This is a genomic window from Methylobacterium phyllostachyos (assembly GCF_900103445.1).
Classification (GTDB): Bacteria; Pseudomonadota; Alphaproteobacteria; order Rhizobiales; family Beijerinckiaceae; genus Methylobacterium; species Methylobacterium phyllostachyos.
The window spans coordinates 183482-207841 of record NZ_FNHS01000005.1; the positions used below are offsets into that span (position 1 = coordinate 183482).

Here is a 24360-nt window from a genome sequence, read left to right on the forward strand (position 1 = left end):
CGGCTCAGACGCGCCGGATGCGTGCCAGCAGATCGACGATGGCGAGGCTCTCGCGCTCGCCCCCGGCGCGCCGCTTCAGCTCGACCTTACCCTCGGCCAGTCCCTTCGGGCCGACGATCACCTGCCAAGGCAGGCCGATCAGATCCGCGGTGGCGAACTTGGCGCCGGGCCGCTCGTCCCGATCGTCGTAGAGCACCGACAGGCCGGCGGTCTCGAGATCCGACTGGATCTGCGCGCAGGCGGCATCGGTGGCGGAGTCGCCCACCTTGAGATTGATCAACGCCACGTCGAACGGCGCGACCGAATCCGGCCAGATGATCCCGGCGTCGTCGTGGCTCGCCTCGATGATCGCCGCCACGAGCCGGCTGGGGCCGATCCCGTAGGAGCCCATATGGACCGGGCGCTCGATCCCGTCCGGCCCGGCGACCTTGGCGCCCATCGGCTCGGAATACTTGGTTCCGAAGTAGAAGATATGCCCGACCTCGATGCCGCGGGCCGCCAGGCGGTTATCCTCGGCCACCTCCGCGAAGGCCTCCGGCTCGTGCATGTCCTCGGTGGCGGAATAGTGCGAGGTCCAGGCATCGACGATGCCCTGCAGGCCGGCGATGTCGTCGAAATCCACCGTCTCGGGCGGGATGTCGAAATCCAGATAGGCCTTGTCGCAGAAGACCTCGCTCTCGCCGGTCTTGGCCAGGATGATGAACTCGTGGGACAGGTCGCCGCCGATCGGGCCGGTATCGGCACGCATCGGGATCGCCTTCAGGCCAAGGCCCGCGAAGGTGCGGAGATACGCCACGAACATCCGGTTGTAGGCGTGGCGTGCGCCGGCCTGGTCGAAATCGAACGAGTAGGCGTCCTTCATCAGGAACTCGCGCGAGCGCATCGTGCCGAAGCGCGGCCGCACCTCGTCGCGGAACTTCCACGAGATCTGGTAGAGGTTCTTGGGCAGGTCCTTGTACGACCGGACGCTCGCGCGAAAAATCTCGGTGACCATCTCCTCGGCGGTGGGGCCGTAGAGCATCTCGCGGTCGTGCCGGTCCTTCAGGCGCAGCATCTCCTTGCCGTAGGCGTCGTAGCGGCCGGATTCCCGCCACAGCTCGGCCGACTGCACCGTCGGCATCAGGATCTCGATGGCGCCGGCGCGGTTCTGCTCCCGGCGGATCACCGCGCAGACGCGCTCCAGCACCCGCAGGCCGAGGGGCAGCCACGCGTAGATGCCGGCGGCCTCCTGGCGGACCAAGCCCGCGCGCAGCATCAGCCGGTGCGAGACGATCTCGGCTTCCTTGGGCGTCTCGCGCAAGGTCGGCAGGAAGTAGCGGGAGAGACGCATATCGCCAAAGTCTTGGAAAGGGGGCCGGCCGGGAGGAGCCGCGGCGCGTCGGCACACAACACGTGGGAGACGCAAATTACAAGCACTGCGCGACCACGGCGCGGCGTAATCGCGGCGAAGCCATGGCGCCGGAGCCCCCGCGGCCCGGCCGTGCCCTTCGGAAGAGCGGTCTGCCTATTTGCCGGCAAGAAAGCGCAGATTTTTCTCGCCGACCCGGTGACAACACGAATTGTTGTTCCTATAAGCGTCCGGCGATGTTTGCGACGCCCGGAAGAGGCGGCGCAAGGTCCGAGTCTCGGGAGGAAAAACGACCGCCCCGCAAGCAATGCGGAGGATCTCAAGGTCGAGCCACTGAAGCTTGAAAGCAAGGCCTTGGGCCTTGCTTTTTTTATTTGCAGCTCTGAGATCTGCGACCGCCTGGCTGCCGGTGAAGAGCGTTGATAGCGCGCACAACGTGCGAGGCCGCCGGGTTTCCGCCCCGCGCCGGTATGTCTTTAACCGATCGGGGTTTTCTGCAGCGCAGGGTGCGTCCGGACCAGTCCGGGTGAGCCCGCCATGCATTTCGAGATCCTCCGGGCCGACGCGAGCTGGGCTTGGGTCTTGCTCAACGACGCCAACGAGACGATCGCCGAGTCGGACCAGATCTACCCGTCGGCCGCGCAGGCCTCCGCGGCGGCCTTGGCCTTCGCCCATCTGGTGGCGCGGGCGGGCCAATCCCTGACGGCAGCACCGTCCTTCGGCACGTTGCTCTGAGGGCGCTACAGACCGGTCAGGGGGAACACCGCCAGCGCGATCAGGAAGGCGGCCCCCGCCACCAGCGTCGTCCAGATCGCTTTCTCGCGCAGCCGCGGCGCCGCGGGCGCGCCGGGATCCTGCCCCGGCACGACATGGGTCGGCCGGGTCTCGGGCTGGTTGCGCAGGGGCAGGACCGCGAAGAGCAGCGTCCACCACACCACGAAATACAGCGCGATGGCGCCGCCGACCGTGAGCTTGAACAGGCTCACGCCGGCCGCCACGAAGGCGGCGACCAGCACCGTGATGACGCCGAGCGTCTTCAGCGTCGAGCGGGCCAGCACTGCCATCATCGGTTCAGACCTGCTCCAGCTCGACCAGGGTGCCCAAAAAGTCCTTCGGGTGCAGGAACAGGACCGGCTTGCCGTGGGCGCCGATCCGCGGCTCGCCGGTTCCAAGCACCCGGGCGCCCTGCGCCTTCAGCTTGTCGCGGGCTGCCAGGATATCGTCGACCTCGTAGCAGACGTGGTGGACGCCGCCGCCCGGATTGCGCGCCACGAAGGCCTCGATCGGCGAATTCTCGCCGAGCGGCGCCATCAGCTCGACCTTGCTGTTGGGCAATTCCACGAACACGACGGTGACGCCGTGCTCGGGTTGCGGCAGGGGCGGCGTCACCGTGGCGCCGAGCGTATCGCGGTAGATCGCGCAGGCGGCGTCGAGATCCTGGACGGCGATGGCCACGTGGTTGAGACGGCCGATCATGATGGTTCCTCCCCGGCGTGCTCGCTCCCTGTCCGGAAGCTTCTTTCGTTCGCAGACGAGGCCCCGCCAGCGCGCCTGGACGCGACCTGCCCCCTCGCCCGTGCGGGTGAGGGTTGGGGTGAGGGACGAGAACTCTCAGAATGGCGCACGTCACCAACGCGCGTGCGTCGCGCGTCGCATCCGGAGAGTTCTCGCCCCTCACCCTGTCCCTTTCCCGTGCGGGAGAGGGGACTTGAGCCTTGGCTGGCAGCCAATCCGGAAGATCAGCTGTCGCGACGTCTTATAGAATATGACGACCCGATATCCGCTGCCAGTCTCAAACTTCCACAACCTGCACGTGGCAGGCCGGCTTCTTGCCCCAAACCTCGTTGACCGCGGTGCGCACGGCCCGGTCGACCGCCTTCTCGACGCCCTCCGAGTCCTTGAGCTTGCCCCGCGAAAGGCCCGACAGGCTGCGCGAGACCGCTTCCACGATGGTGTCGATCAGGGGCTCGCCGGAGCGCCCGCGGTTCGGTAGGCCGATGATGTCAATCGCCGGCTCGCCCAGCACGACGCCATCCTCATCGATGGCGATCGCCACCGAGACGAGACCCGCCTGCATCAGCTTGCGCCGCTCCGGGATCGCCCGGTCCTTCTCATCGATCAGGACGTCGCCATCCTTGAACAGGCGGCCGGCCTTCACGTGATCGACCACCTCGGGCTTTCCGGGGCTTAGGCGGATCAGGCTGCCGTTGCGTGCCTTGACGACGTTCTGCACGCCCTGCGCGCGGGCAAAGCGGGCATGCTCGTCGAGGTGGAGCGCCTCGCCGTGAACCGGGATCGCGGTGCCGGGCCGCGTCCACTTGTACATCTCGACCATCTCGTCCCGGCGCGGGTGGCCGGAGACGTGGACGAGGGCGCTGCGGTCGGTGATCACTTCGACGCCCTGCTCGATCAGGTCGTTGATGATCGACCCGACATCGCGCTCGTTGCCGGGGATGGCGCGCGAGGAGAAGATCACCTGATCGCCCGCAGTGAGGCTGATATCCGGATGGTCGCGGCGGGAGACCCGGGCGAGCGCCGCCCGCGGTTCGCCCTGGGAACCGGTGAGCAGGGCAACGACCCGCTCGCGCGGCAGGCTCTTCCACGAATCCGAACGGCGGAACTCGGGCAACCCGTCGAGGTAGCCGCATTCGCGCGCCACATCGATCACCCGGTCCATGGCGCGGCCGACCGCCACGATCTCGCGGCCGCAGGCCACCGCCGCCTCGGCGACGGCGCGGATGCGGGCGACGTTCGACGCGAAGGTAGTCACCGCGACCCTGTGGGGGGCCTCGGCGATCAGCGTCTTGAGGGTCGCGGCGACCTCGCGTTCACTCGGGGAAAAACCCTCGCGGACCACGTTGGTCGAGTCGCAGACCAGCGCCAGGATGCCCTCGTCGCCGAGCGCCGTGAAGGCCTCCGGCGAGGTGACTTCGCCGGCCACCGGCGTCGGGTCGATCTTCCAGTCACCGGTGTGGACCACGAGGCCCGCCGCCGTGCGGATCGCGATGGCGTTCGATTCCGGGATCGAGTGCGAGACCGGGACGTATTCCAGCTCGAACGGCCCGACCGTGACGCGCCGGCCAGGCTTGACCTCGCGCAGGTCGACCTTGGGGGCGCCGGGATCCGAGAGGCGGCGGGTCTCCAGCAGGTTCTTGGCGAAGCGGGTCGCGTAGACCGGTGCCTTGAGGCGCGACCACAGCTCCGAGATCGCCCCGATATGGTCCTCGTGCGCGTGGGTGATGAAGATCCCGAGCAGGTCCTTGCGCTTCTCCTCGATGAAGGAGAGGTCCGGGAACATCAGGTCGATGCCCGGCATGTTCTCCTCGCCGGCGAAGCCCATGCCGCAATCGACCATGATCCACTTCCGGCCCTTCTCCGGCCCGAAGCCGTAGAGCGCCGCATTCATTCCGATCTCGCCCACGCCGCCGAGCGGCAGGAAGACCAGATCCTCCTGTCCTGTTGCCATCTGTATCGTCGTCCAAACTCAGGCCGCCGTCGCGGCCGTTCCGAAATGCACCTCGCCCGCCGTCACGGTATGCCGGTTCCCATCGGGGGCGAGGATCACGAGCCGCCCCCCCTCGTCGATCGTCTCGAACACGCCCTCAAGGCTATGTCCGCCGCTGCGCACCGCGATCTCCGATCCGAGACCGGCGGCCCGCGCCAGCCAGTCGGCGCGCAGGGCAGCGAAATTCCGTCCCCGATCCCAGGCGCGCGCCCGCGCGGCCATCCGGTCCGAGAGATGTTCCAGTAGCGCCTCGGCGTCGTACACGTAACCCGCCGCCGCCAAGCTTGTGGCGGGCAGGCCCTCTGGGCACGCCGCGACGTTGACGCCGAAGCCGATCACCGCGGCGCGCCGGCCGCCCGGCAGCGTCTCGGCCTCCAGCAGCAGGCCCGCGAGCTTCGCCCCGCCGAGCAGAACGTCGTTGGGCCATTTCAATCGGAAAGATCGGGCGCTGCCTACGGATGCGGTATCCGGCAGGGTGCCGCAGGTCGCGTCCAGCGCTTCGATCAGCGCGAGACCGGCCACGAAGCCCAGTTCCGCAAGGTGGTCGGGGGCGACCCCGGCGACTGGCCAGAGCACGCTCGCCGCGAGGTTGCCCGGCAGGGACGCCCAGGCATTGCCCCGGCGCCCCCTCCCCGCCTCCTGGCGGTGCGTCGTGATCCAGAGCGGTCCGGTCTCCCCGGCCCGCGCCTGCGCCATCGCCTCCGTGTTGGTGGAGCCGAGGGTGTCGTGGACATGCAGGCGGTGGCCCTGGCTGCGCGCCTCGGGCCCGAGTCGATAGGGCAAGGCCGTCCTAGAAGAGCGACTTGGCGGCCCGGCCGGCGGCGCCGACCAGCGGGCCGGGCAGCAGGAAGAACAGCACCACCACGACGCTCGACAGGGCCAGCACGACGCGCAGGCCCGGGGCCATCGCCTCGTAGGGCTCCCTCGGCTCGTCGAAATACATGATCCGCACGATGCGCAGGTAGTAGTAGGCACCGACCACGCTGGTCACCACGCCGATCACCGCGAGCGTCACGAGGCCCGCCTTGATGGCGGCGGCGAAGACGTAGAACTTCGCAAAGAACCCAGCGAGTGGCGGGATGCCGGCCAGCGAGAACATCATGGCGGCGAGGCAGAAGGCGAGCCACGGATGGGTCCGCGACAGGCCTGACAGATCCTCGATCTTCTCGAACATCACGTTCCGGCGCCGGAGCGACAGGATGATCGCGAAGGAGCCGAGCGTCATCGCGAGGTAGATGATCATGTAGGTGACGAGCCCGCTGATCCCCTCCTCCGAGCCGCAGGCCAGCCCGATCAGCGCGTAGCCGATATTGGCGATCGACGAATAGGCCATCAGGCGCTTGATCGAGCTCTGGCCGATCGCCGCGAAGGAGCCCAGCGCCATCGACACCACCGAGACGAAGATGAAGATCTGCTGCCAGACCGCCGTCACGTCCGGGAGGGCGCCGATGAAGACCCGCACCGTCATCGAGACGGCGGCCATCTTGGGCGCGGTGGCGAAGAAGGCCGTCACCGGTGTGGGTGAGCCCTCGTAGACGTCGGGCGTCCACATGTGGAACGGCACCGCCGACATCTTGAAGCAGACGCCGGCCGCCACGAACACGATGCCCAGCACGATGCCGAGGCCGGCATTCTCGTTGAGCGCCGAGACGATGCCGGGGAACGAGACCGTGCCGGTGAAGCCGTAGATCAGCGAGGCGCCGTAGAGCAGCATGCCCGAGGAGAGCGCGCCGAGCACGAAGTACTTGAGGCCCGCCTCGGTCGACTTGATGTCGTCCCGGTGGAAGGCCGCGATCACGTAGGCCGCGAGCGATTGCAGCTCCAGGCCGAGATAGAGCGCGATCAGGTCGTTGGCCGAGACCATCACCATCATGCCGATGGTGCAGAGCACGATCAGCACCGGGAACTCGAACCGGTCGATGCGCTCGCGCTTGAAGAAGTCGTGCGCCAGCAGGATCGTCGCCGACGAGCCGAGCAGCACCAGCGACTTCATCACCTTCGAGAAGGAGTCGGACACGAAGGCGCCCGACAGGGTCGTGATCCGCCCGTGCACCGGCTGGGAGATCACCGCCGAGAGGGCGACGAGGAGCAGGACAAGGGCACCGATGCTCACGCTCTCAGCCGAGCGGTCGCCGCGCCACGCGCCGTAGAGGATCAGCAGCAGGACGCCGACACCGAGGATCAGCTCGGGCAGGAGCGGCGCCAGCGAGGGCAGGACGGAGTGGACGGTGGTCATGGTGTCCGCCTCAGCGCGGGATCGGCAGCGCCGCGGCGGCCGTCTGGGTGTTCGAGAGCGCGGTCTTGATGCTCGCCATCAGCGCGTCGGTCGAGGGCGCGAACACGTCGAGCACGGGGGCCGGATGCACGCCGTAATAGATCGTCAGGGCGACCAGCGGCGCCAAGATGATCTTCTCGCGCAGATCGAGATCGAGGATGCCCTGGAGGTTCGGCTTCTCCAGCTTCCCGTAGATCACCCGGGCGTAGAGCCACAGGGCGTAGCCGGCCGACAGGATGATGCCGAAGGTGGAGAAGAAGGCGACGTTCGGGTTCGCCTTGAAGGCGCCGAGCATCGACAGGAACTCGCCGACGAAGCCGGAGGTGCCCGGCAGCCCGACATTGGCCATGGTGAACACCATCATGGCCACCGCGTAGAGCGGCATCCGCTTCACGAGGCCGCCATAGGCCGCGATCTCGCGAGTGTGCATCCGGTCGTAGACCACGCCCACGCAGAGGAACAGCGCGCTCGCCACGATACCGTGAGAAATCATCAGGAACAGCGCGCCCTGGATGCCCTGCTCGTTCAGCGTGAACAGGCCGAGCGTCACGAAGCCCATATGGGCCACCGACGAGTAGGCGATCAGCTTCTTGATGTCGGTCTGCATCATCGCGGTGAGCGACGTGAAGATGATCGCGATCACCGAGAGGGCGAACACCAAGGGCGCGAACTCGTGGCTCGCCACCGGCAGCATCGGCAGCGAGATCCGGATGAAGCCGTAGCCGCCCATCTTCAGGAGGATGCCCGCCAGGATCACAGAGCCGGCCGTCGGCGCCTCCACGTGGGCGTCGGGCAGCCAGGTATGGACCGGCCACATCGGCATCTTCACCGCGAAGGAGGCGAAGAAGGCCAGCCACAGCCAAGTCTGCATCTGCACCGGGAAGCGGTACTGCAGTAGGGTCGGGATGTCGGTGGTGCCGGCCTGCCAGTACATCGCCATCACGGCGAGCAGCATCAGCACCGAGCCGAGCAGGGTGTAGAGGAAGAACTTGAAGCTCGCGTAGACCCGGCGCGCGCCGCCCCAGATCCCGATGATCAGGAACATCGGGATCAGGCCGGCCTCGAAGAACAGGTAGAACAGCAGCAGGTCGAGGGAGGCGAACACGCCGATCATCGTCGTCTCGAGGACGAGGAAGGCGACGAAGTACTCCTTCACCCGGACGTTGATCGCGTGCCACGAGGCGCCGATGCAGAACGGCATCAGGAAGGTGGTCAGCAGGATCAGCGGCATCGAGAAACCGTCGACGCCGAGCTTGAACCGGATCGTGTCGGTCAGCCACGCGTGGCTCTCGACCAGCTGGAAGCTCGACGAGGCGGCGTCGTAGCGGCCCCAGGCGACCAGGGAGAGCACGAAGGTGACGATCGTGGTGGCGAGCGCGGCCCAACGGCTGTTGCGCGCGACCGAGGCCTCGTCGCCGTTCAGTGTCAGGATGAAGGCCGCGCCGCAGAGCGGCACGATCAGCAGGCCGGAGAGGATGCCGAGGCCGAGCATATCAGTGAGCACCCTTGGGCAGGCCGGATATCAGGTACCAGCTGATCAGGCCGGCGACGCCGATGAGCATCACGAAGGCGTAGTGGTAGAGGTAGCCGGTCTGGAGGCGGACCACCCCGCGGGTCACGTCGACGACGCGCGCCGCGATCCCGTTCGGCCCCAGCCCGTCGATGATCCGTCCATCACCCTGCTTCCAGAGGAACAGGCCGAAATCCTTGGCCGGGCGGACGAAGATCCGATCGTAGATCTCGTCGAAGTACCACTTGTTGAGCAGGAACCGGTACAGCGACGGCTGCTGCGCGGCGAGCTCGCCCGGCAGCTCCGGCCGGCGGATATACATCCAATAGGCCAGGATAAAGCCGAGGATCAGCATGACCAGCGGCGAGTAGGACACCAGCGCCGGGACCTCGTGGATCTCGTGCATGATGTGGTTGTGCGGGCCGTGCGCCAGGGCGTGGCCCCAGAACGCGTCCATCCCCGCGCCGATGAACCGGTTGTGGAAGATGATCCCGGCGAACAGCGCGCCGAAGGCGAGGATCGCCAGCGGGACCGTCATCACCAGCGGGCTCTCATGGGGGGTGTGGTCCCCGTGATGGCCATGCCCGTGATGGTCGTCGGCGACGACGTCACTCTTGTGGGCCGGCTCGATGTCGTGGCCCTTGTCGTCGTGCGCGACGCCCTCGGTGTGGCCGGGCGGGCCGTCGGCCTCGTGCGCCATCGTCGAGCGTGCGACCGCGGGGGCGTCGTGGTGGTCATGGGCCGCATGGGCGCCCCAGCGGGCCGGACCCTCGAAGGTCATGAAGAACAGGCGCCAGGAATAGAACGAGGTGAAGAACGCCGCCACCACCACGCACAGGAAGGCGAGCGTGTGGCCCGGGCGGGTCGAGGCGTAGGCCGCCTCGATGATCGCGTCCTTCGAGTAGTAGCCGGCGGTGTAGGGGAAGCCGATCAGCGCCAGGGAGCCGATCGCCATCATCGCGCTGGTATAGGGGATGTAGCGGCGCAGGCCGCCCATGTTCCGCATGTCCTGCTCGTGGTGCATCGCGTGGATGACCGAGCCGGCTCCGAGGAACAGCAGCGCCTTGAAGAAGGCGTGGGTGAACAGGTGGAACACCGCCGCCGAATAGGCGCCGACGCCGAGCGCCACGAACATGTAGCCGAGCTGCGAGCAGGTCGAGTAGGCGATCACGCGCTTGATGTCGTTCTGCACCAGCCCGATCGTGGCCGCGAAGAACGCCGTAATGCCGCCGATCACCGTCACCACGACCAGCGCGTTCGGCGCCTCCTCGAACAGCGGCGACAGGCGGGCGACCATGAACACGCCGGCCGTCACCATGGTGGCGGCGTGGATCAGCGCCGAGACTGGGGTCGGGCCCTCCATGGCGTCCGGCAGCCAGGTATGCAGCAGGAACTGCGCCGACTTGCCCATGGCGCCCATGAACAGCAGCAGGCAGGCCAGCGTCAGGGCGTTCCAGTCGTAGCCGAGGAAGTGGAACGAGAGCGTCTTGATCGCATCGACCTTGCCGAAGATCGCGTCGAACGCCACCGACCCGGTGAGCACGAAGGTCAGGAAGATGCCGAGCGAGAAGCCGAAATCGCCGACGCGGTTGACGATGAACGCCTTCATGGCGGCGGCGTTGGCGGAGGGCTTCTCGTACCAGAAGCCGATCAGCAGGTACGAGGCGAGACCCACGCCCTCCCAGCCGAAGAACATCTGCACGAGGTTGTCGGCCGTCACCAGCATCAGCATGGCGAAGGTGAACAGCGACAGGTAGGCGAAGAAGCGCGGCCGGTGCGGATCCTCGTGCATGTACCCGACCGAGTAGAGGTGCACGAGGGTCGAGACCGTGGTCACCACCACCAGCATCACCCGGGTCAGGGTGTCGACCTTGAAGGCCCAGTCGACCTGCAGGTCGCCGGCCGAGAACCAGGAGGCGACCTGCACCCGCTCCGCGTGGCCGCCATCGAGGAACACGCCCCAGGCGATCAGCGCCGTGAAGGCGAGGAACGCCGTGGTGATGTACTCGCAGGCCCGCGCCCCGATGTACCGGCCGAACAGGCCGGCGATCAGGAAGCCGATCAGCGGGAAGAAGACGATCGCGTGATACATCGCTCTCTTGCAGTCCGTCCTCCGGGCCGACCGCGAAGCGGCGACGTCCGGATGTGAATCGGGGCGGCGGGGAAGGAGGCCCTAGCCCTTCATCATGCTCACGTCTTCCACCGCGATGGAGCCGCGGTTGCGGAAGAACACCACCAGGATGGCGAGGCCGATCGCCGATTCGGCGGCCGCGACGGTCAGCACGAACAGGGCGAAGACCTGTCCGGTGATGTCGTTCAGCTGCGTCGAGAAGGCGACGAGGTTGATGTTGACCGAGAGCAGGATCAGCTCGACCGACATCAGGATGACGATGATGTTCTTGCGGTTGATGAAGATGCCGAGCACGCCGAGCGTGAACAGGATCGCCGCGACGGTGAGGTAGTGGCTCAGGCCGATCATCGTTCGAGTCCTCCGGCGGGCATCAGACCTCGACACCCTGGCGCGACGGGACCTTGCGGGTCTCCACAGCCATGGCCTGGGTGCGGGCGTTCTGGACCGCGATGTCCTGGCGCTTGACGCCCGGCCGGTCGCGCAGGGTCAGCACGATCGCGCCGATCATGGCGACCAGCAGGATCAGGCCGGCGAGTTGGAAGAAGTAGGCGTAGTCCGTGTAGATCACCCGGCCCAGCGCCTGGGCGTTGGTCAGGTTCTCGGCCGACGCCACGTTGCCGAGCGGCGCCTGGACGAGGCCCGGATCGATGCTCCAGGAGCCGACCACGAGCAGCAGCTCGACCAGGAAGATCGCGCCGATCAGCGCGCCGACCGGCAGGTATTGCTGGAAGCCCTGGCGCAGCTCGGCGAAGTCCACGTCGAGCATCATCACCACGAACAGGAATAGGACGGCCACCGCGCCGACGTAGACGACGACGAGGATCATCGCGAGGAACTCGGCGCCCATCAGGACGAAGAGCCCCGCGGCGTTCACGAAGGCGAGGATCAGGAACAGCACCGAGGCCACGGGATTGCGCGAGGCGATCACCATGAAGCCCGACGCGACCGTGATGCTCGCGAACAGATAGAAGAAGGCGGCTGCTGCGGTCATGCGCTGGTCGGGATCGGCCGCCGGAGCGGCCCCTTCTGCCGTGCGTGAAGACGGTCCGCAGCGGGCGGGCCGTCTATAGAACCCGGTCGGCGGGGGCACAACAGCGCCCCCGGCATGAGTCAGCGATAAGGCGCGTCCATCGCGATGTTGCGGGCGATTTCGCGCTCCCAGCGGTCGCCGTTCAGAAGAAGCTTCGCCTTGTCGTAGAGAAGCTCTTCCCGGGTCTCCACCGAGAATTCGAAGTTCGGCCCCTCGACGATGGCGTCCACCGGGCAGGCCTCCTGGCACATGCCGCAATAGATGCACTTCACCATGTCGATGTCGTACCGAGTCGTCCGGCGGGTGCCGTCGTTGCGGCGGGGACCCGCCTCGATGGTGATGGCCTGGGCCGGGCAGATCGCCTCGCAGAGCTTGCAGGCGATGCAGCGCTCCTCACCGTTGGGATAGCGGCGCAAAGCGTGCTCACCCCGGAAGCGGGGCCCGCGATGGCCCATCTCGAACGGGTAGTTGATCGTGGCCTTCGGCTTGAAGAAGTAGCGCATGCCGAGGATCATCCCCGACACGAACTCCTTCAAGAGAAGGCTTTTGGCGACCTGATCGAGCTTCATGCCCGGATCTCCGATGCGAAGGGTGGGCTCAGGCGCCCGGCGCGAGGCCGGTCAGCTTGAGCACGAAAGCGACGACGACGACCGAGACCAGCGAGATCGGCAGAAAAACCTTCCAGCCGAGGCGCATGAGCTGATCGTAGCGGTAGCGGGGCACGATGGATTTCACCATCGCGAACAGGAAGAACAGGAAGCTCGCCTTCAGGACGAACCAAATCACGCCGGGCACCCAGGTAAAGGGCGCGAACGGGATCGGCGACAGCCAGCCGCCCAGGAACAGCACGGTGCCGAGGGCGCACATGCTCATGATGGCGACGTACTCGCCCAGCATGAACAGCAGGTACGGGGTCGAGGAATACTCGACCATGTAGCCGGCCACGAGCTCCGATTCGGCCTCCGGCAGATCGAAGGGCGGGCGATTCGTCTCCGCGAGCGCCGAGATGAAGAACACCACGAACATCGGGAACAGCCACAGCCAGTACCATCCAAACAGGCCGAGGCTGGTGTCCTGCGCCATCACGATGCGCGAGAGGTTGAGCGAGCCGGCGCAGAGCAGCACGCAGATGATTACGAAGCCCAGCGAGACCTCGTAGGAGATCATCTGTGCCGCCGACCGGAGCGCGCCCAGGAAGGCGTATTTCGAGTTCGACGCCCAGCCGCCCATGATGACGCCGTAGACGCCGAGGGACGAGATCGCGAAGATGTAGGTGATGCCGACATTGATGTCGGCGATCGCCCAGCCGTCGGCGAGCGGGATCACCGCCCAGCTCGACAGGGCCAGCATCGCGAAGACCAGCGGCGCCAGCAGGTAGATCGCCTTGTTGGCACCCGCCGGAATCACCGGCTCCTTGAGCACGAACTTGAGCAGGTCAGCGAAGGACTGGAACAGGCCGAAGGGCCCGACCACGTTCGGGCCCCGGCGGAGCTGCACCGCCGCCCAGATCTTCCGATCGGCCAGAAGCGCGTAGGCGATGAAGACGAGCAATGCCGAGAGCAGCACGAAGCTCTTCAGCACGATCAGGAGCACGGTCCCGAGGATTTCGAGCGGCGTCATCGGTCAAATAGCTCCTACTCGGCCGCCGCCAGGGGCCGCGCCTCGGCGGCGCGCTCCCGGGCAAGGCGCGAGCACTCGGCGAGGATGCGCGAGGCGCGGGCGATCGGGTTGGTGAGGTAGAAGTCGATCACGGGCGAGGCGAAGGCCGGCCCGGTGGCCGCGCCGCCGAGACCAGCGAGCTTCTCCACCGCCTCCACGACGTTGCCGGGCTCCACGGCTCCGATTGCCGCGAAATGCGGGTGGGCGGTGTAGAGCGCCCGGCGGAGCGCGGTCAGCGAATCGAACGGCAGGCGCTTGCCCAGCACGTCCGACAGGGCGCGGAGGATCGCCCAATCCTCGCGGGCGTCGCCCGGCGGGAAGGCGGCGCGGTTGCCCATCTGGACCCGGCCTTCCGTGTTGACCCAGGTCGCCGATTTCTCGCTGTAGGCGGCCCCCGGCAGGATTACGTCGGCCCGGGAGGCCCCGCGGTCGCCGTGGCTGCCCTGGTAGACCACGAAGGCGCCCGGGGCGACGTCGCGCTCGTCGGCGCCGAGGTTGAACAGGACGTCGAGGGCACCCGGCTCCAGCATCTGCGCGAAGGTCAGGCCGCCCTCCCCCGGCACGAAGCCGAGATCGAGTGCGCCGACCCGGGCTGCAGCCGTGTGCAGCACGCCAAAAGCGTTCCCCTCGGCCGAGACCGCGCCGATCTCCTTGGCGAGCTTGGCCACGGCTGCCAGGATGCCCGGCTCGGCATTGGCACCGACGATCACGAGCGGCGCCTTCGCTTCCTTGAGAACCTCAAGGAAGCTGTGCTCGCCGCGGGCGAGCGCCGCCAGCGAATCGGGGCCGGCGCCGATGTAGTGGCTCGGATAGGTCAGATCGACCGGCTCGCCGATCACGCCCACCGCCAGGGGCGCCATGCGCCAGCGCTTGCGGATGCGCACGTTCAGCAGCGAGGCTTCGGTGCGCGGGTTGGCGCCGACGATCAGGATCGCGTCCGCCGCCTCGATCCCCGGAATGGTGGGGTTGAAGATGTAGGAGGCGCGGCCGAGCGTCGGGTCGAGGCCGGCATCTTTCTGGCGGCAGTCGAGGTTCGGCGAGCCCAGGCTCTTGATCAGCTCGCGCAGCGCGAAGATTTCCTCGACGCCTGCGAGGTCGCCGACGATCGCGCCGACGCGCTTGGGATCGGCCCCCTTCACCTTGGCGGCGATGGCCTGGAACGCCTCACCCCAGGAGGCGGGCCGCAGCCGGCCGTTCTCGCGCAGGTAGGGCCGGTCGAGGCGCTGCATCCGCAGCCCGTCGATATGGTAACGGGTCTTGTCGGAGATCCACTCCTCGTTGATCTCCTCGCTGATCCGCGGCTCGATCTGCATCACCTCGCGGCCGCGCGTGTCGATGCGGATCGACGAGCCGACCGCGTCCATCACGTCGACCGATTCGGTCTTGTTCAGCTCCCAGGGGCGGACGTTGTAGCTCTGCGGCCGGTGCACGAGGGCGCCCACCGGGCAGAGGTCGGCGACGTTGCCCTGGAGTTCCGACGCCATCGACTGCTCGAGGTAGCTCGTGATCTCCATATCCTCGCCGCGGCCGATGGCGCCAAGGTCGGGCACGCCCGCCACTTCGGCCAGGAAGCGCACGCAGCGGGTGCAGTGGATGCAGCGGTTCATCGCGGTCCGCACCAGCGGGCCGATATGCTTCTCCTCGACTGCCCGCTTGTTCTCCTTGTAGCGGGTCGAATCGACCCCGTAGGCCATGGCCTGATCCTGCAGGTCGCAATGGCCGCCCTGGTCGCAAATCGGGCAATCAAGCGGGTGGTTGATGAGGAGGAACTCCATCACCCCTTCCCGCGCCTTCTTGGTCAGGCCGGAGCGGGTCAGCACCTCCGGCGGCTCGCCGTTCGGGCCGGGGCGGCAATCCTTCACCGCGTAGGCGCAGGAGGCCACCGGCTTCGGCGCGCCCTTCAGCTCGACGAGGCACATCCGGCAATTGCCGGCGATCGACAGACGCTCGTGGAAGCAGAAGCGCGGGATCTCGGCCCCCGCGGCCTCGCAGGCCTGGAGCAGCGTGTATTCGGCCGGAACCTCGACCTCGGTGCCGTCGACGAGGATTTTTGTCATCGGTGCAATCTCAGTGCGGGGCGTCGGCGAGATCGAGGCGTCGCTCGATCCGCTCGATGCGAAGCTCGACCCTGTCGATCCGCCGGTGGACGCCAGCCAGATTCTCTTCGACCGCAGCCATGCGGCCGTTCACTTCACGGACATCATCGCTGAGGCGATCGACCTTCTCGTCGATCCGCCGCAGGTACACGAGCATGAGGTTGTCAGGCTGGCTCGTCATCGGATCACTCCGCGGCCATCGGCACCGGCTCGCTGTGCGGGTTCGCGGTGTAGCGGTCGATGCGCTTCTCGATCTCGGGGCGGAAATGCTTGATCAGGCCCTGGATCGGCCAGGCCGCCGCGTCGCCGAGCGCGCAGATCGTGTGACCCTCGATCTGCTTGGTCACCTCGAACAGCATGTCGATCTCGCGCTTCTGGGCGCGACCCTCGGTCATGCGCTGCATCACCCGCCACATCCAGCCGGTGCCCTCGCGGCAGGGCGTGCACTGGCCGCACGACTCGTGCTTGTAGAAGTACGAGATCCGGGTGATCGCCGCGACGATGTCGGTGGACTTGTCGAGCACGATCACCGCCGCGGTGCCGAGGCCGGAGCCGAGGTTGCGCAGCGTGTCGAAATCCATCTTGGCGTCGATGATTTGTTCCGCGGGAACAAGGGGGACTGAGGATCCGCCGGGGATGGAACACAAAAGATTGTCCCAGCCGCCGCGCATGCCGCCGCAATGGCGGTCGATGAGCTCGCGGAAGGTGATGCCCAGCTCCTCCTCGACGTTGCACGGCTTGTTGACGTGCCCGGAGACGCAGAACAGCTTGGTGCCGGTGTTGTTCTTGCCGCCGAGCCCCGCGAACCACGCGCCTCCCCGCCGCAGGATCGTGCCGGCGACCGCGATCGACTCGACGTTGTTCACGGTCGTGGGGCAGCCGTAGAGGCCCATATTGGCCGGGAACGGCGGCTTCAGCCGCGGCATCCCCTTCTTCCCCTCGAGGCTCTCGATGAGGGCCGTCTCCTCGCCGCAGATATAGGCGCCGGCGCCGTGGTGGACGTAGATATCGAAGGGGTAGTCGTGCACGTTCGACTGGCCGACGAGGCGGGCCGCGTAGGCCTCGTCCACGGCCTTCTGGAGGGCGTGCTTCTCGGCGACGTACTCGCCGCGGATGTAGATGTAGCAGGCATGCGCGTTCATCGCGAAACACGCCAGCATGCAGCCCTCGATGAGGAGATGCGGATCGTGCCGCATGATCTCCCGGTCCTTGCAGGTGCCCGGCTCCGACTCGTCGGCGTTGACCACGAGGTAGTGCGGGCGCCCGTCCGACTTCTTGGGCATGAACGACCACTTGAGGCCGGTCGGGAAGCCGGCGCCTCCGCGGCCGCGCAGGCCTGAGGCCTTCATCTCATCGATGATCCAGTCCCGGCCTTGCTCCAGCAGGAACTTGGTCCCGTCCCACGCGCCACGCTTCTTGGCGGCCTCCAAACCCGGGGAATGCAGCCCGTAGAGATTGGTGAAGATGCGATCCTGATCCGACAGCATGTCAGGTCCTCACTGAGCCGGCGCCGACAGGGTCTTGGCCTGCCCCACCCAGTCCTCCCGGTCGATGCGACCCGGGAACGCGAGGTAGGTGCCGACCCAGGTGATTTCGTCGCGGGTCCAGGCGGCGACCTGGTCGAAATGATAGATGCCGAGCCCGTTCAGGCGCTGGCCGTTATCCGCGTCGATGCCCGCGATGCGCGTCAGGTCGTCCGGCTGCCCGGCCCGGGCGGCATCGAGGCCCGGGGGCCGCTTGCCGACCGCGTCGGCCTTCTGCTCGGGGCTCGCGTCCTGCGGCAGGGCCGCCAGGGCTCCGGCGACGCGGGCCTCCTCGGCCTCGGCCGCCACCTCGGCGTCGCTCGCACCGGAGGCTTCCGGCTGCTGCGGGACCGAATCGCGGGCCGGCACGTCCTGCTTCCCCTGCTCGCCAGCAGCGGGCTCGCCCTCGGCGACGCGCTTGGCCGGCGAATCGAGCACGTCGGCATCGTCCTGGCGGGCGCCGCCGTGCTTGGCGGTGGACCGGCCGCGCTCGGCCGCGTCGGCGCGATCCTCGGGCTTGACCGGCGTCTCGCCACCCGCGGCCCGCTGGGCCGGGGCGTCGCTCACGGTGCGCTCGACCGGGCGGCCGGCATCGGGTCGGGCCGGCTTCGGATTGGTCGCGGCCTGCTGCGCGCCGGCCTCCGCCTCGCCGGTCTTAGCAGCGGGGCTGGCCGCCGGCTCCTCGGCCTTTCCGGCCTCTTCGAAGCGCTTGCGCCAAGCGCCGACCCGCGAGCCGTCGAACAGCGTCGGGTCGGTGAGCGTATTCACGGCGCCCTGGGGCTCGGACGAGACGCGCCCAGTCTGCGAGCCGACCTTCACGGGCCGGCCGGCGGCGAGGTCGTCCATCAGTTGCCCAAGCGATTCGGGCGTCAGATCCTCGTAATAGTCCTGGTTGATCTGCACCATCGGCGCGTTGCAGCAGGCGCCCAGGCACTCGACTTCGAGCCAGGAGAAATTGCCGTCCGCCGAGACGTGACCCGGCGCGCCAAGCCGGTCGTGCAGCATCTCCTTCAGCCCACGCGCGCCGCAGGAATCACACGGGACCGTGCCGCAGACCTGGATCCAGAAGCGGCCCACCGGCTCCAGGGCGAACATCGTGTAGAAGGTCGCAACTTCCAGCACGCGGATGTTCGGCATGCCGAGTTCGGCCGCCACCGCCTCGATCGCCGCCCGCGGCAGCCAGCCGCCGTTCTGCTCCTGCGCCTTCCACAGGAGCGAGATCACCGCGGAGGCCTGACGGCCCTCGGGGTACTTGGCGATCTGGGTCTTCGCCCACTCGGCGTTCTCAGGCGAGAACGCGAAGTCTTGGGGCTGCTCAGAGGCGGGGGCGAGTCTGCGGTTGGCCATCGCTTTGTCTTACCGATCCACTTCGCCGAACACGATGTCGAGCGTGCCGAGCACGCAGGAGACGTCGGCGAGAAGGTGCCCACGGCACATCCAGTCCATCGCCTGCAGATGCGCGAAGCCCGGCGCGCGGATCTTGCAGCGATACGGCTTGTTGGTCCCGTCGGACACGAGATAGACGCCGAACTCGCCCTTCGGCGCCTCGACGGCGGCGTAGACCTCGCCCTCGGGGACGTGGAAGCCTTCCGTGTAGAGCTTGAAGTGGTGGATGAGCGCCTCCATCGAGCGCTTCATCTCCCGGCGCGGCGGCGGCGCGAACTTGCCGTCGATCGAGGCGATCGGCCCCTGGCCGGCCGGTTCGCGCAGCTTGGCGATGCACTGCTTCATGATGCGCACCGATTCGCGCATCTCCTCCATGCGGATCACCTGGCGATCATAGGTGTCGCCGTTCTTCCCCACGGGGATGTCGAACTCCATCTCCTCGTAGCACTCGTAGGGCTGCGCCTTGCGCAGATCCCACGGGATGCCGGAGCCGCGCACCATCACGCCGGAGAAGCCCCACTGCATCGCCTCGTCGACCGACACGATGCCGATGTCGACGTTGCGCTGCTTGAAGATGCGGTTGGCCATGACGAGGTCGTCGAGATCCTGGACGACCTGCAGGAACGGGTCGCAGAACGCGTCGATGTCGTCGATCAGCTTCGGCGGCAGGTCCTGGTGGACGCCGCCGGGCCGGAAGTAGTTGGCGTGGAGCCGGGCGCCGGAGGCCCGCTCGTAGAAGATCATCAGCTTCTCGCGCTCCTCGAAGCCCCAGAGCGGGGGCGTGAGGGCGCCGACATCCATCGCCTGCGTGGTGACGTTGAGCAGGTGCGACAGCAGGCGGCCGATCTCGCAGAACAGCGTGCGGATCAGCTTGGCCCGGCGCGGCACCTCGATCCCGGCGAGCTTCTCGATCGCCAGGCAGAACGCATGCTCCTGATTCATCGGCGACACGTAGTCGAGCCGGTCGAAATAGGGCGTCGCCTGCAGGTAGGTCTTGTACTCGATCAGCTTCTCGGTGCCGCGGTGGAGCAGGCCGATATGCGGATCGACGCGCTCGACCACCTCGCCGTCGAGTTCCAGCACGAGGCGGAGCACGCCGTGCGCCGCCGGATGCTGCGGGCCGAAGTTGATCGCGAAGTTGCGGATGTTGTGTTCGGTCATCGGCCGGCTCCGTCCTCAGGCCGACTTCTTCTCGTCGCCCGGCAGCACGTAATCCGTGCCTTCCCAGGGCGAGAGGAAATCGAAGTTCCGGAATTCCTGCGTCAGCTTCACCGGCTCGTACACGACGCGCGCCTGGTCCTGGTCGTAGCGGACCTCGACGAAGCCGGTGAGCGGAAAGTCTTTTCGCAGGGGGTGCCCCTCGAACCCATAATCGGTGAGCAGGCGGCGCAGGTCGGGATGGCCCGAGAACAGGATCCCGTAGAGATCGTAGGTCTCGCGCTCGTACCAGTTGGCGGCCGGAAACACCTCGATCACCGAGGGGACGGGCGTCACCTCGTCGGTCTGCACCTTCACCCGGATGCGCAGGTTATGGCGCAGGGACAGCAGGTGGTAGACGACGTCGAAGCGCTTCTCGCGCTGCGGGTAGTCCACGCCGCAAATGTCGATGAAGTTGCGGAACGCGCAGGCGGGATCGTCGCGCAGATAGGTCAACGCGTAGACGATGTCGGAGGCCTGGACCACAAGGGTCAGCTCGCCGAACGCGATGGTATGGGACACCACCGCGGGGCCCAGCGCGCCGACGACCCGCTCGGCCATGGCCGAAACCGCGTCCGCGCCGTAGACCGGCTGGGTGTGGGGGAGGATCGAGATGCCGTTCGTCATGGCCGCCCCTCAGCGCTCGATCGTGCCGGTGCGGCGGATCTTCTTCTGGAGAAGGAGCACGCCGTAGAGCAGCGCCTCGGCGGTGGGCGGGCAGCCGGGCACGTAGATGTCCACCGGCACCACCCGGTCGCAGCCGCGTACCACCGAATAGGAGTAGTGGTAGTAGCCGCCGCCGTTGGCGCAGGAACCCATCGAGATGACGTAGCGCGGCTCCGGCATCTGGTCGTAGACCTTGCGCAGGGCCGGGGCCATCTTGTTGGTCAGCGTGCCGGCGACGATCATCACGTCGGACTGGCGGGGCGAGCCGCGGGGCGCGAAGCCGAATCGCTCGCAATCGTAGCGCGGCATCGACATCTGCATCATCTCGACCGCGCAGCAGGCGAGACCGAAGGTCATCCACATCAGCGAGCCCGTGCGGGCCCAGTTGATCAGCTCGTCCGTGGTGGTGAGCAGGAAGCCCCGGTCGGCCAGCTCGTCGCTGATCGACAGGAAAGTCGGATCGTCCGCACCGATCGGGCGGCCGGTATTGGGATCGATGATCCCCTTCGGCTGGGGCGCGACCGCGGGGGCGCGGGACAGGCTGTGGTTTGTGTCGGTGATCAGGGCCATCGGCGACTCGGGTGTCCGGTGCGGGCGGGGGCTGACGGGGCTCAATCCCACTCAAGGGCGCCCTTGCGCCACTCGTAGACGAAGCCGACGGTCAGCACGCCCAGGAAGACGATCATCGACCAGAAGCCGAACCAGCCGAGATCCCCGAAGGTGATCGCCCAGGGAAACAGGAACGCGACTTCGAGATCGAAGATGATGAATAGGATCGCGACGAGGTAGAACCGCACGTCGAACTTCATGCGGGCGTCGTCGAAGGCGTTGAACCCGCACTCGTAGGCCGAGAGCTTCTCCGGATCCGGGCTCTTGAACGCGACAAGAAAGGGCACGACCAGCAGAGCCGTGGCGATGAACAGTGCCACACCGATGAACACGATGAGCGGCAGGTAATCCGCCAACAATCCGGTCATACCAGGGCCTCGCGAGACGAAAGAAAACCGCGGTGCGACGCCGACCCGGATTCGCCCGTGGAATTGTTCTTATGCCAGGATGCGCGCGGCCGGAGGCTTAGTCGAGCCGCCGGCCCGTGACAATGGCTTGTCGCGTCGCACAAAGAGGGCTGTCAGTCTTCTCCAGAGATGGGCACGGGCGGCAGGTCTGCAACACGACGGAAGCGCGCAGGCCCATCGGCACGCCGACGCACAAATCCGCGCCTGACGTGCTTGACAGTCCCCCGGTCGCCCCATAAACCCCGCCCCGTCGCCGGGCGAAACGCCCCTTCGAGGCGAACACGCCGTGCGGGCGTAGCTCAGTTGGTTAGAGTGCCGGCCTGTCACGCCGGAGGTCGCGGGTTCGAGCCCCGTCGCCCGCGCCACTTCACTGCATCCCTTACATCTGATCCGCAGGGTCCAGGCAGCTTGTTCCGGCCGCTCGGAGCTCATGCCGGGCGGACATGGTCGCGAGGCGCCGTCTGCCGAATCGTTGGCAATACGCTGATCGCGACCGGAGACGATCGTGGAGAAACGGCTCGGCTGCGCCCTCGTCCTGCGCGCCTTCCGCGCGGAATCCACGGGCAACGATCGGGGTGGCCCGACCTTCGACGATCTCGACGTGTGACTGTCCGGATCACCGTGGAGCCCCGCTATGGGCGCGGGCTCAAGGCACTGCCGCCGGATCGCCGGAAGGCGGCCCACCAGGTGATTCTCGAGCTTCACGCTGATCCGGGCTGGCCGAGTCATTGCGCCGGGAAGGCGGCACTCTCAGGGCCGCGGAACGGCTGCCACCATCTCGATCTCGATACGCGCCCCGAGCGGAAGCGCTGCAACGCCGATCGTCGTGCGCGCGGGATAGGGTTCTGAGAAGTAACCCGCATAAACACGATTCATGACGGCGAAATCGTTCATTTCAGTCAAAAAGACGTTGCATTTTACGACGTCGTCGAAGTCGAGTCCGGCTGACTTGAGAATCGCACCGAGATTGCGGAGGCATTGGTGAGCCTGCGTGTCGATTCCTCCTTCGACCAAGCGGCCTGTCGCGGGGTCGAGGGGCGTTTGGCCGGATAAGTAGACTGTGTCGCCGGTTCGGATGCCGGGCGAATAGGGTCCGACTGCCGTGGCGTTCGGTGCGATGACTGGTATTCTGCTCACCTGTGTTCCTCGCTCGATGCATTGGGGCTGCACGTCCAATGGGCGTCGAACCCAAAATCGTCTCAGCGTTTCACCGCCGCCGCGCCTGCCGACGCTCCGCGCGGCGGCCGTTCAGCAGGTCGATGGCATCGAAGGCGCCCGGTCCGCAGGCATCCGCTACATCCTGGCGCGACAGGCCGATATCCTTCAACTCGCGCTCCGACAGCGTCGAGAGCCGATGCAGCACGCGCCGGTTCATCGCCGCCCGCGACAGGCCAGCCCGGATCTTCGCGGCAGCCGCGCCGATCGCCCGCGCGACGCGGGTGATCCACGGGGTCCGTGAAGCGGCGGTCTGTGAAAGGCACTGGTCCATGATCCCCTCCCCTCTGGGGTGGGGCGATCCTGACTTGGCGGCACTGGCGGCGACAGGAACACTTCGGTACGGTTCGGACAAATTGTCCGGTCGGTCGAGCAGTACGGATGTCGGTCGCAGTCAGAAGCCCCGGGACGCGTGTCGAGGCGGTGGTCGGGGAGATCCGCGGGCGGATCGCGGCACGGCACCTCGTGCCCGGCGTCCGGATCCCGTCGGTGCGCGCCTTCGCGGAGGCGATGGGCGTGTCGAAATCCACCGTCGTGGAAGCCTATGAGCGGCTCGCTGCCGAGGGCGCAGTCGTGGCCCGGCCGGGCTCCGGCTTCTACGTCGCCGGCAAGACCCGACCGCTCTCGCTCCAGGCGATGGGGCCGCAGCTCGACCGGATCGTCGATCCGCTCTGGATCACCCGGCAGGCGCAGCAGGCGGGGTCCGATCAGCTCAAGCCGGGGGCCGGCTGGCTGCCCGACGACTGGATGCCCCACGAGTCGATCCGGCGCGGCTTACGCCGGGTGGCCCGGGCCGACCTCGCCGAGATGACCAACTACGACCGGCCGCTGGGCTACGAGCCCCTGCGCCGCCAGATCGCCCGCAAGATCGGCGAGAAGGGCGTCGGCGCCGAGCCCGACCAGATCGTGCTGGTCGAATCGGCCACCCAGGCGCTCGATCTCGTCTGCCGCTTCCTGCTCCAGCCCGGCGACACCGTGCTGGTGGACGATCCCTGCTACTTCAACTTCCTGGCGCTGCTGCGCGCCCAGCGGGTCACGGTGGTCGGCGTGCCGATCACCCCGGAGGGGCCGGACCTGCGGGCGCTCGCGAGCCTGCTGGAGCAGCACCGGCCGCGCTTTTACCTGACCAACGCCGCCCTCCAGAACCCGACGGGGACGAGCCTCGCGCCGAATGTGGCGCACCGGCTGCTGAAGCTGTGCGAGGCGCACGACACGCTCATCGTCGAGGACGAGATCTTTGGCGATCTCGAGCCCGATGCGGCCCCGCGGCTCGCGGGCTTCGATGGGCTGGAGCGGGTGATCCAGATCGGCAGCTTCTCCAAGACCCTCTCGGCGGCTGCGCGCTGCGGCTGGATCGCGCTCCGGGCCGACTGGGTCGAGCCCCTGGTCGATCTCAAGCTGGCCCTGAGCCTCGGCAACGGCCACGTCACGGCGGCCCTGGTCCACGCGCTGATCACCGAGGGCGCCTATCGGCGCCACCTCGCCGAGACCCGCCGCCGGCTCGCCTCCGCGATGGTGCAGGCCTCCGCGGAGCTGCGCGCCTGCGGCCTGGAGCTGTGGTCGCAGCCCCGGGGCGGGTTCTTCCTGTGGATGCGCCTGCCGGACGGGCGCGACGGCGCCGAGGTTGCCCGCCGGGCGCTGGCCCGCGGCATGGTGCTGGCGCCGGGCACCTCGTTCAGCCTGTCGGACGCCTGGAACGGCTACATGCGCTTCAACGTCGCCCATTGCATCGACCCGCGCATCCGCCCGATCCTGCGGGAGGCGCTGGGCTGAGAACGTGTTTCCAAAGGGCGTGCCCTTTGG

Annotated in this window: 24 protein-coding genes and 1 tRNA gene; 3 read left to right on the top strand and 22 right to left on the bottom strand. The window is 67.5% G+C overall.

What is annotated here, in order from left to right; all coding sequences use genetic code 11:
• Positions 1-4: 4 nt before the first annotated feature.
• Positions 5-1330: a proline--tRNA ligase gene (gene proS, locus BLQ49_RS09805; RefSeq protein ID WP_091715420.1), complete on the bottom strand. Its 1326-nt coding sequence runs from the start codon at positions 1328-1330 to the stop codon at positions 5-7.
• Positions 1331-1885: 555 nt separating this feature from the next.
• On the opposite strand from proS, the gene BLQ49_RS09810 reads away from it, so the two are divergent.
• Complete coding sequence (locus BLQ49_RS09810; RefSeq protein WP_091715422.1) at positions 1886-2083, top strand: hypothetical protein; 198 nt, start codon at positions 1886-1888, stop codon at positions 2081-2083.
• A 5-nt stretch (positions 2084-2088) separates the two neighbouring features.
• Here the strand turns inward: BLQ49_RS09810 and BLQ49_RS09815 are convergent, their stop codons facing one another.
• From BLQ49_RS09815 to BLQ49_RS09905, 19 genes are all read right to left on the bottom strand, one after another.
• On the bottom strand, positions 2089-2415 hold the full coding sequence (locus BLQ49_RS09815) for a DUF1467 family protein (protein WP_091715424.1): 327 nt from the start codon (positions 2413-2415) through the stop codon (positions 2089-2091).
• Positions 2416-2419: 4 nt separating this feature from the next.
• Complete coding sequence (mce, locus tag BLQ49_RS09820) at positions 2420-2824, bottom strand: methylmalonyl-CoA epimerase (RefSeq protein ID WP_091715426.1); 405 nt, start codon at positions 2822-2824, stop codon at positions 2420-2422.
• A 316-nt stretch (positions 2825-3140) separates the two neighbouring features.
• On the bottom strand, positions 3141-4814 hold the full coding sequence (locus tag BLQ49_RS09825) for a ribonuclease J (protein ID WP_091715427.1): 1674 nt from the start codon (positions 4812-4814) through the stop codon (positions 3141-3143).
• Between the two features lie 18 nt (positions 4815-4832).
• Positions 4833-5636, bottom strand: a complete 804-nt coding sequence (locus BLQ49_RS09830; RefSeq protein WP_091715429.1) for a biotin--[acetyl-CoA-carboxylase] ligase — start codon at positions 5634-5636, stop codon at positions 4833-4835.
• Between the two features lie 7 nt (positions 5637-5643).
• Positions 5644-7089, bottom strand: coding sequence for an NADH-quinone oxidoreductase subunit NuoN (nuoN, locus tag BLQ49_RS09835; RefSeq protein ID WP_091715431.1), 1446 nt, complete (start codon positions 7087-7089; stop codon positions 5644-5646).
• A 10-nt stretch (positions 7090-7099) separates the two neighbouring features.
• A complete protein-coding gene (locus BLQ49_RS09840) occupies positions 7100-8620 on the bottom strand; it encodes an NADH-quinone oxidoreductase subunit M (protein ID WP_091715433.1) in 1521 nt (506 codons plus the stop codon).
• Position 8621: 1 nt separating this feature from the next.
• Positions 8622-10730: an NADH-quinone oxidoreductase subunit L gene (gene nuoL / locus BLQ49_RS09845; protein ID WP_091715435.1), complete on the bottom strand. Its 2109-nt coding sequence runs from the start codon at positions 10728-10730 to the stop codon at positions 8622-8624.
• 81 nt (positions 10731-10811) lie between these two features.
• Entirely contained in the window at positions 10812-11117 is a 306-nt protein-coding gene (nuoK, locus tag BLQ49_RS09850; RefSeq protein WP_010686008.1) for an NADH-quinone oxidoreductase subunit NuoK, read from the bottom strand.
• 22 nt (positions 11118-11139) lie between these two features.
• Positions 11140-11760 (bottom strand): NADH-quinone oxidoreductase subunit J, encoded by a 621-nt coding sequence (locus BLQ49_RS09855; protein ID WP_091715436.1) that lies wholly within the window; start codon positions 11758-11760, stop codon positions 11140-11142.
• A gap of 119 nt (positions 11761-11879) precedes the next feature.
• Positions 11880-12368 (bottom strand): NADH-quinone oxidoreductase subunit NuoI, encoded by a 489-nt coding sequence (gene nuoI, locus BLQ49_RS09860; RefSeq protein ID WP_091715437.1) that lies wholly within the window; start codon positions 12366-12368, stop codon positions 11880-11882.
• A 28-nt stretch (positions 12369-12396) separates the two neighbouring features.
• A complete protein-coding gene (gene nuoH / locus BLQ49_RS09865) occupies positions 12397-13419 on the bottom strand; it encodes an NADH-quinone oxidoreductase subunit NuoH (protein ID WP_091715438.1) in 1023 nt (340 codons plus the stop codon).
• A gap of 14 nt (positions 13420-13433) precedes the next feature.
• Positions 13434-15515, bottom strand: a complete 2082-nt coding sequence (gene nuoG / locus BLQ49_RS09870; protein ID WP_091715440.1) for an NADH-quinone oxidoreductase subunit NuoG — start codon at positions 15513-15515, stop codon at positions 13434-13436.
• 10 nt (positions 15516-15525) lie between these two features.
• Positions 15526-15735 (bottom strand): hypothetical protein, encoded by a 210-nt coding sequence (locus tag BLQ49_RS09875; RefSeq protein ID WP_091715441.1) that lies wholly within the window; start codon positions 15733-15735, stop codon positions 15526-15528.
• Between the two features lie 4 nt (positions 15736-15739).
• Entirely contained in the window at positions 15740-17041 is a 1302-nt protein-coding gene (nuoF, locus tag BLQ49_RS09880; protein ID WP_091715443.1) for an NADH-quinone oxidoreductase subunit NuoF, read from the bottom strand.
• Between the two features lie 9 nt (positions 17042-17050).
• Positions 17051-18424, bottom strand: a complete 1374-nt coding sequence (gene nuoE, locus BLQ49_RS09885; protein ID WP_091715445.1) for an NADH-quinone oxidoreductase subunit NuoE — start codon at positions 18422-18424, stop codon at positions 17051-17053.
• A 9-nt stretch (positions 18425-18433) separates the two neighbouring features.
• Complete coding sequence (locus tag BLQ49_RS09890; RefSeq protein WP_091715447.1) at positions 18434-19624, bottom strand: NADH-quinone oxidoreductase subunit D; 1191 nt, start codon at positions 19622-19624, stop codon at positions 18434-18436.
• A 15-nt stretch (positions 19625-19639) separates the two neighbouring features.
• A complete protein-coding gene (locus tag BLQ49_RS09895) occupies positions 19640-20287 on the bottom strand; it encodes an NADH-quinone oxidoreductase subunit C (RefSeq protein WP_091715448.1) in 648 nt (215 codons plus the stop codon).
• A gap of 9 nt (positions 20288-20296) precedes the next feature.
• Positions 20297-20896, bottom strand: coding sequence for a NuoB/complex I 20 kDa subunit family protein (locus BLQ49_RS09900; protein ID WP_091715450.1), 600 nt, complete (start codon positions 20894-20896; stop codon positions 20297-20299).
• A 41-nt stretch (positions 20897-20937) separates the two neighbouring features.
• Positions 20938-21303: an NADH-quinone oxidoreductase subunit A gene (locus BLQ49_RS09905; protein ID WP_007560754.1), complete on the bottom strand. Its 366-nt coding sequence runs from the start codon at positions 21301-21303 to the stop codon at positions 20938-20940.
• A gap of 327 nt (positions 21304-21630) precedes the next feature.
• On the opposite strand from BLQ49_RS09905, the gene BLQ49_RS09910 reads away from it, so the two are divergent.
• Positions 21631-21707, top strand: a tRNA-Asp gene (locus BLQ49_RS09910).
• Between the two features lie 385 nt (positions 21708-22092).
• Here BLQ49_RS09910 and BLQ49_RS09915 read toward each other — a convergent pair.
• Complete coding sequence (locus BLQ49_RS09915; protein WP_091715452.1) at positions 22093-22479, bottom strand: RidA family protein; 387 nt, start codon at positions 22477-22479, stop codon at positions 22093-22095.
• A 70-nt stretch (positions 22480-22549) separates the two neighbouring features.
• Entirely contained in the window at positions 22550-22831 is a 282-nt protein-coding gene (locus BLQ49_RS09920; RefSeq protein WP_091715453.1) for a DUF1127 domain-containing protein, read from the bottom strand.
• A 107-nt stretch (positions 22832-22938) separates the two neighbouring features.
• Here BLQ49_RS09920 and BLQ49_RS09925 point away from each other — a divergent pair, with 107 nt between their 5' ends.
• Positions 22939-24330: an aminotransferase-like domain-containing protein gene (locus BLQ49_RS09925; protein WP_091715455.1), complete on the top strand. Its 1392-nt coding sequence runs from the start codon at positions 22939-22941 to the stop codon at positions 24328-24330.
• The last annotated feature ends 30 nt before the right edge of the window (positions 24331-24360 follow it).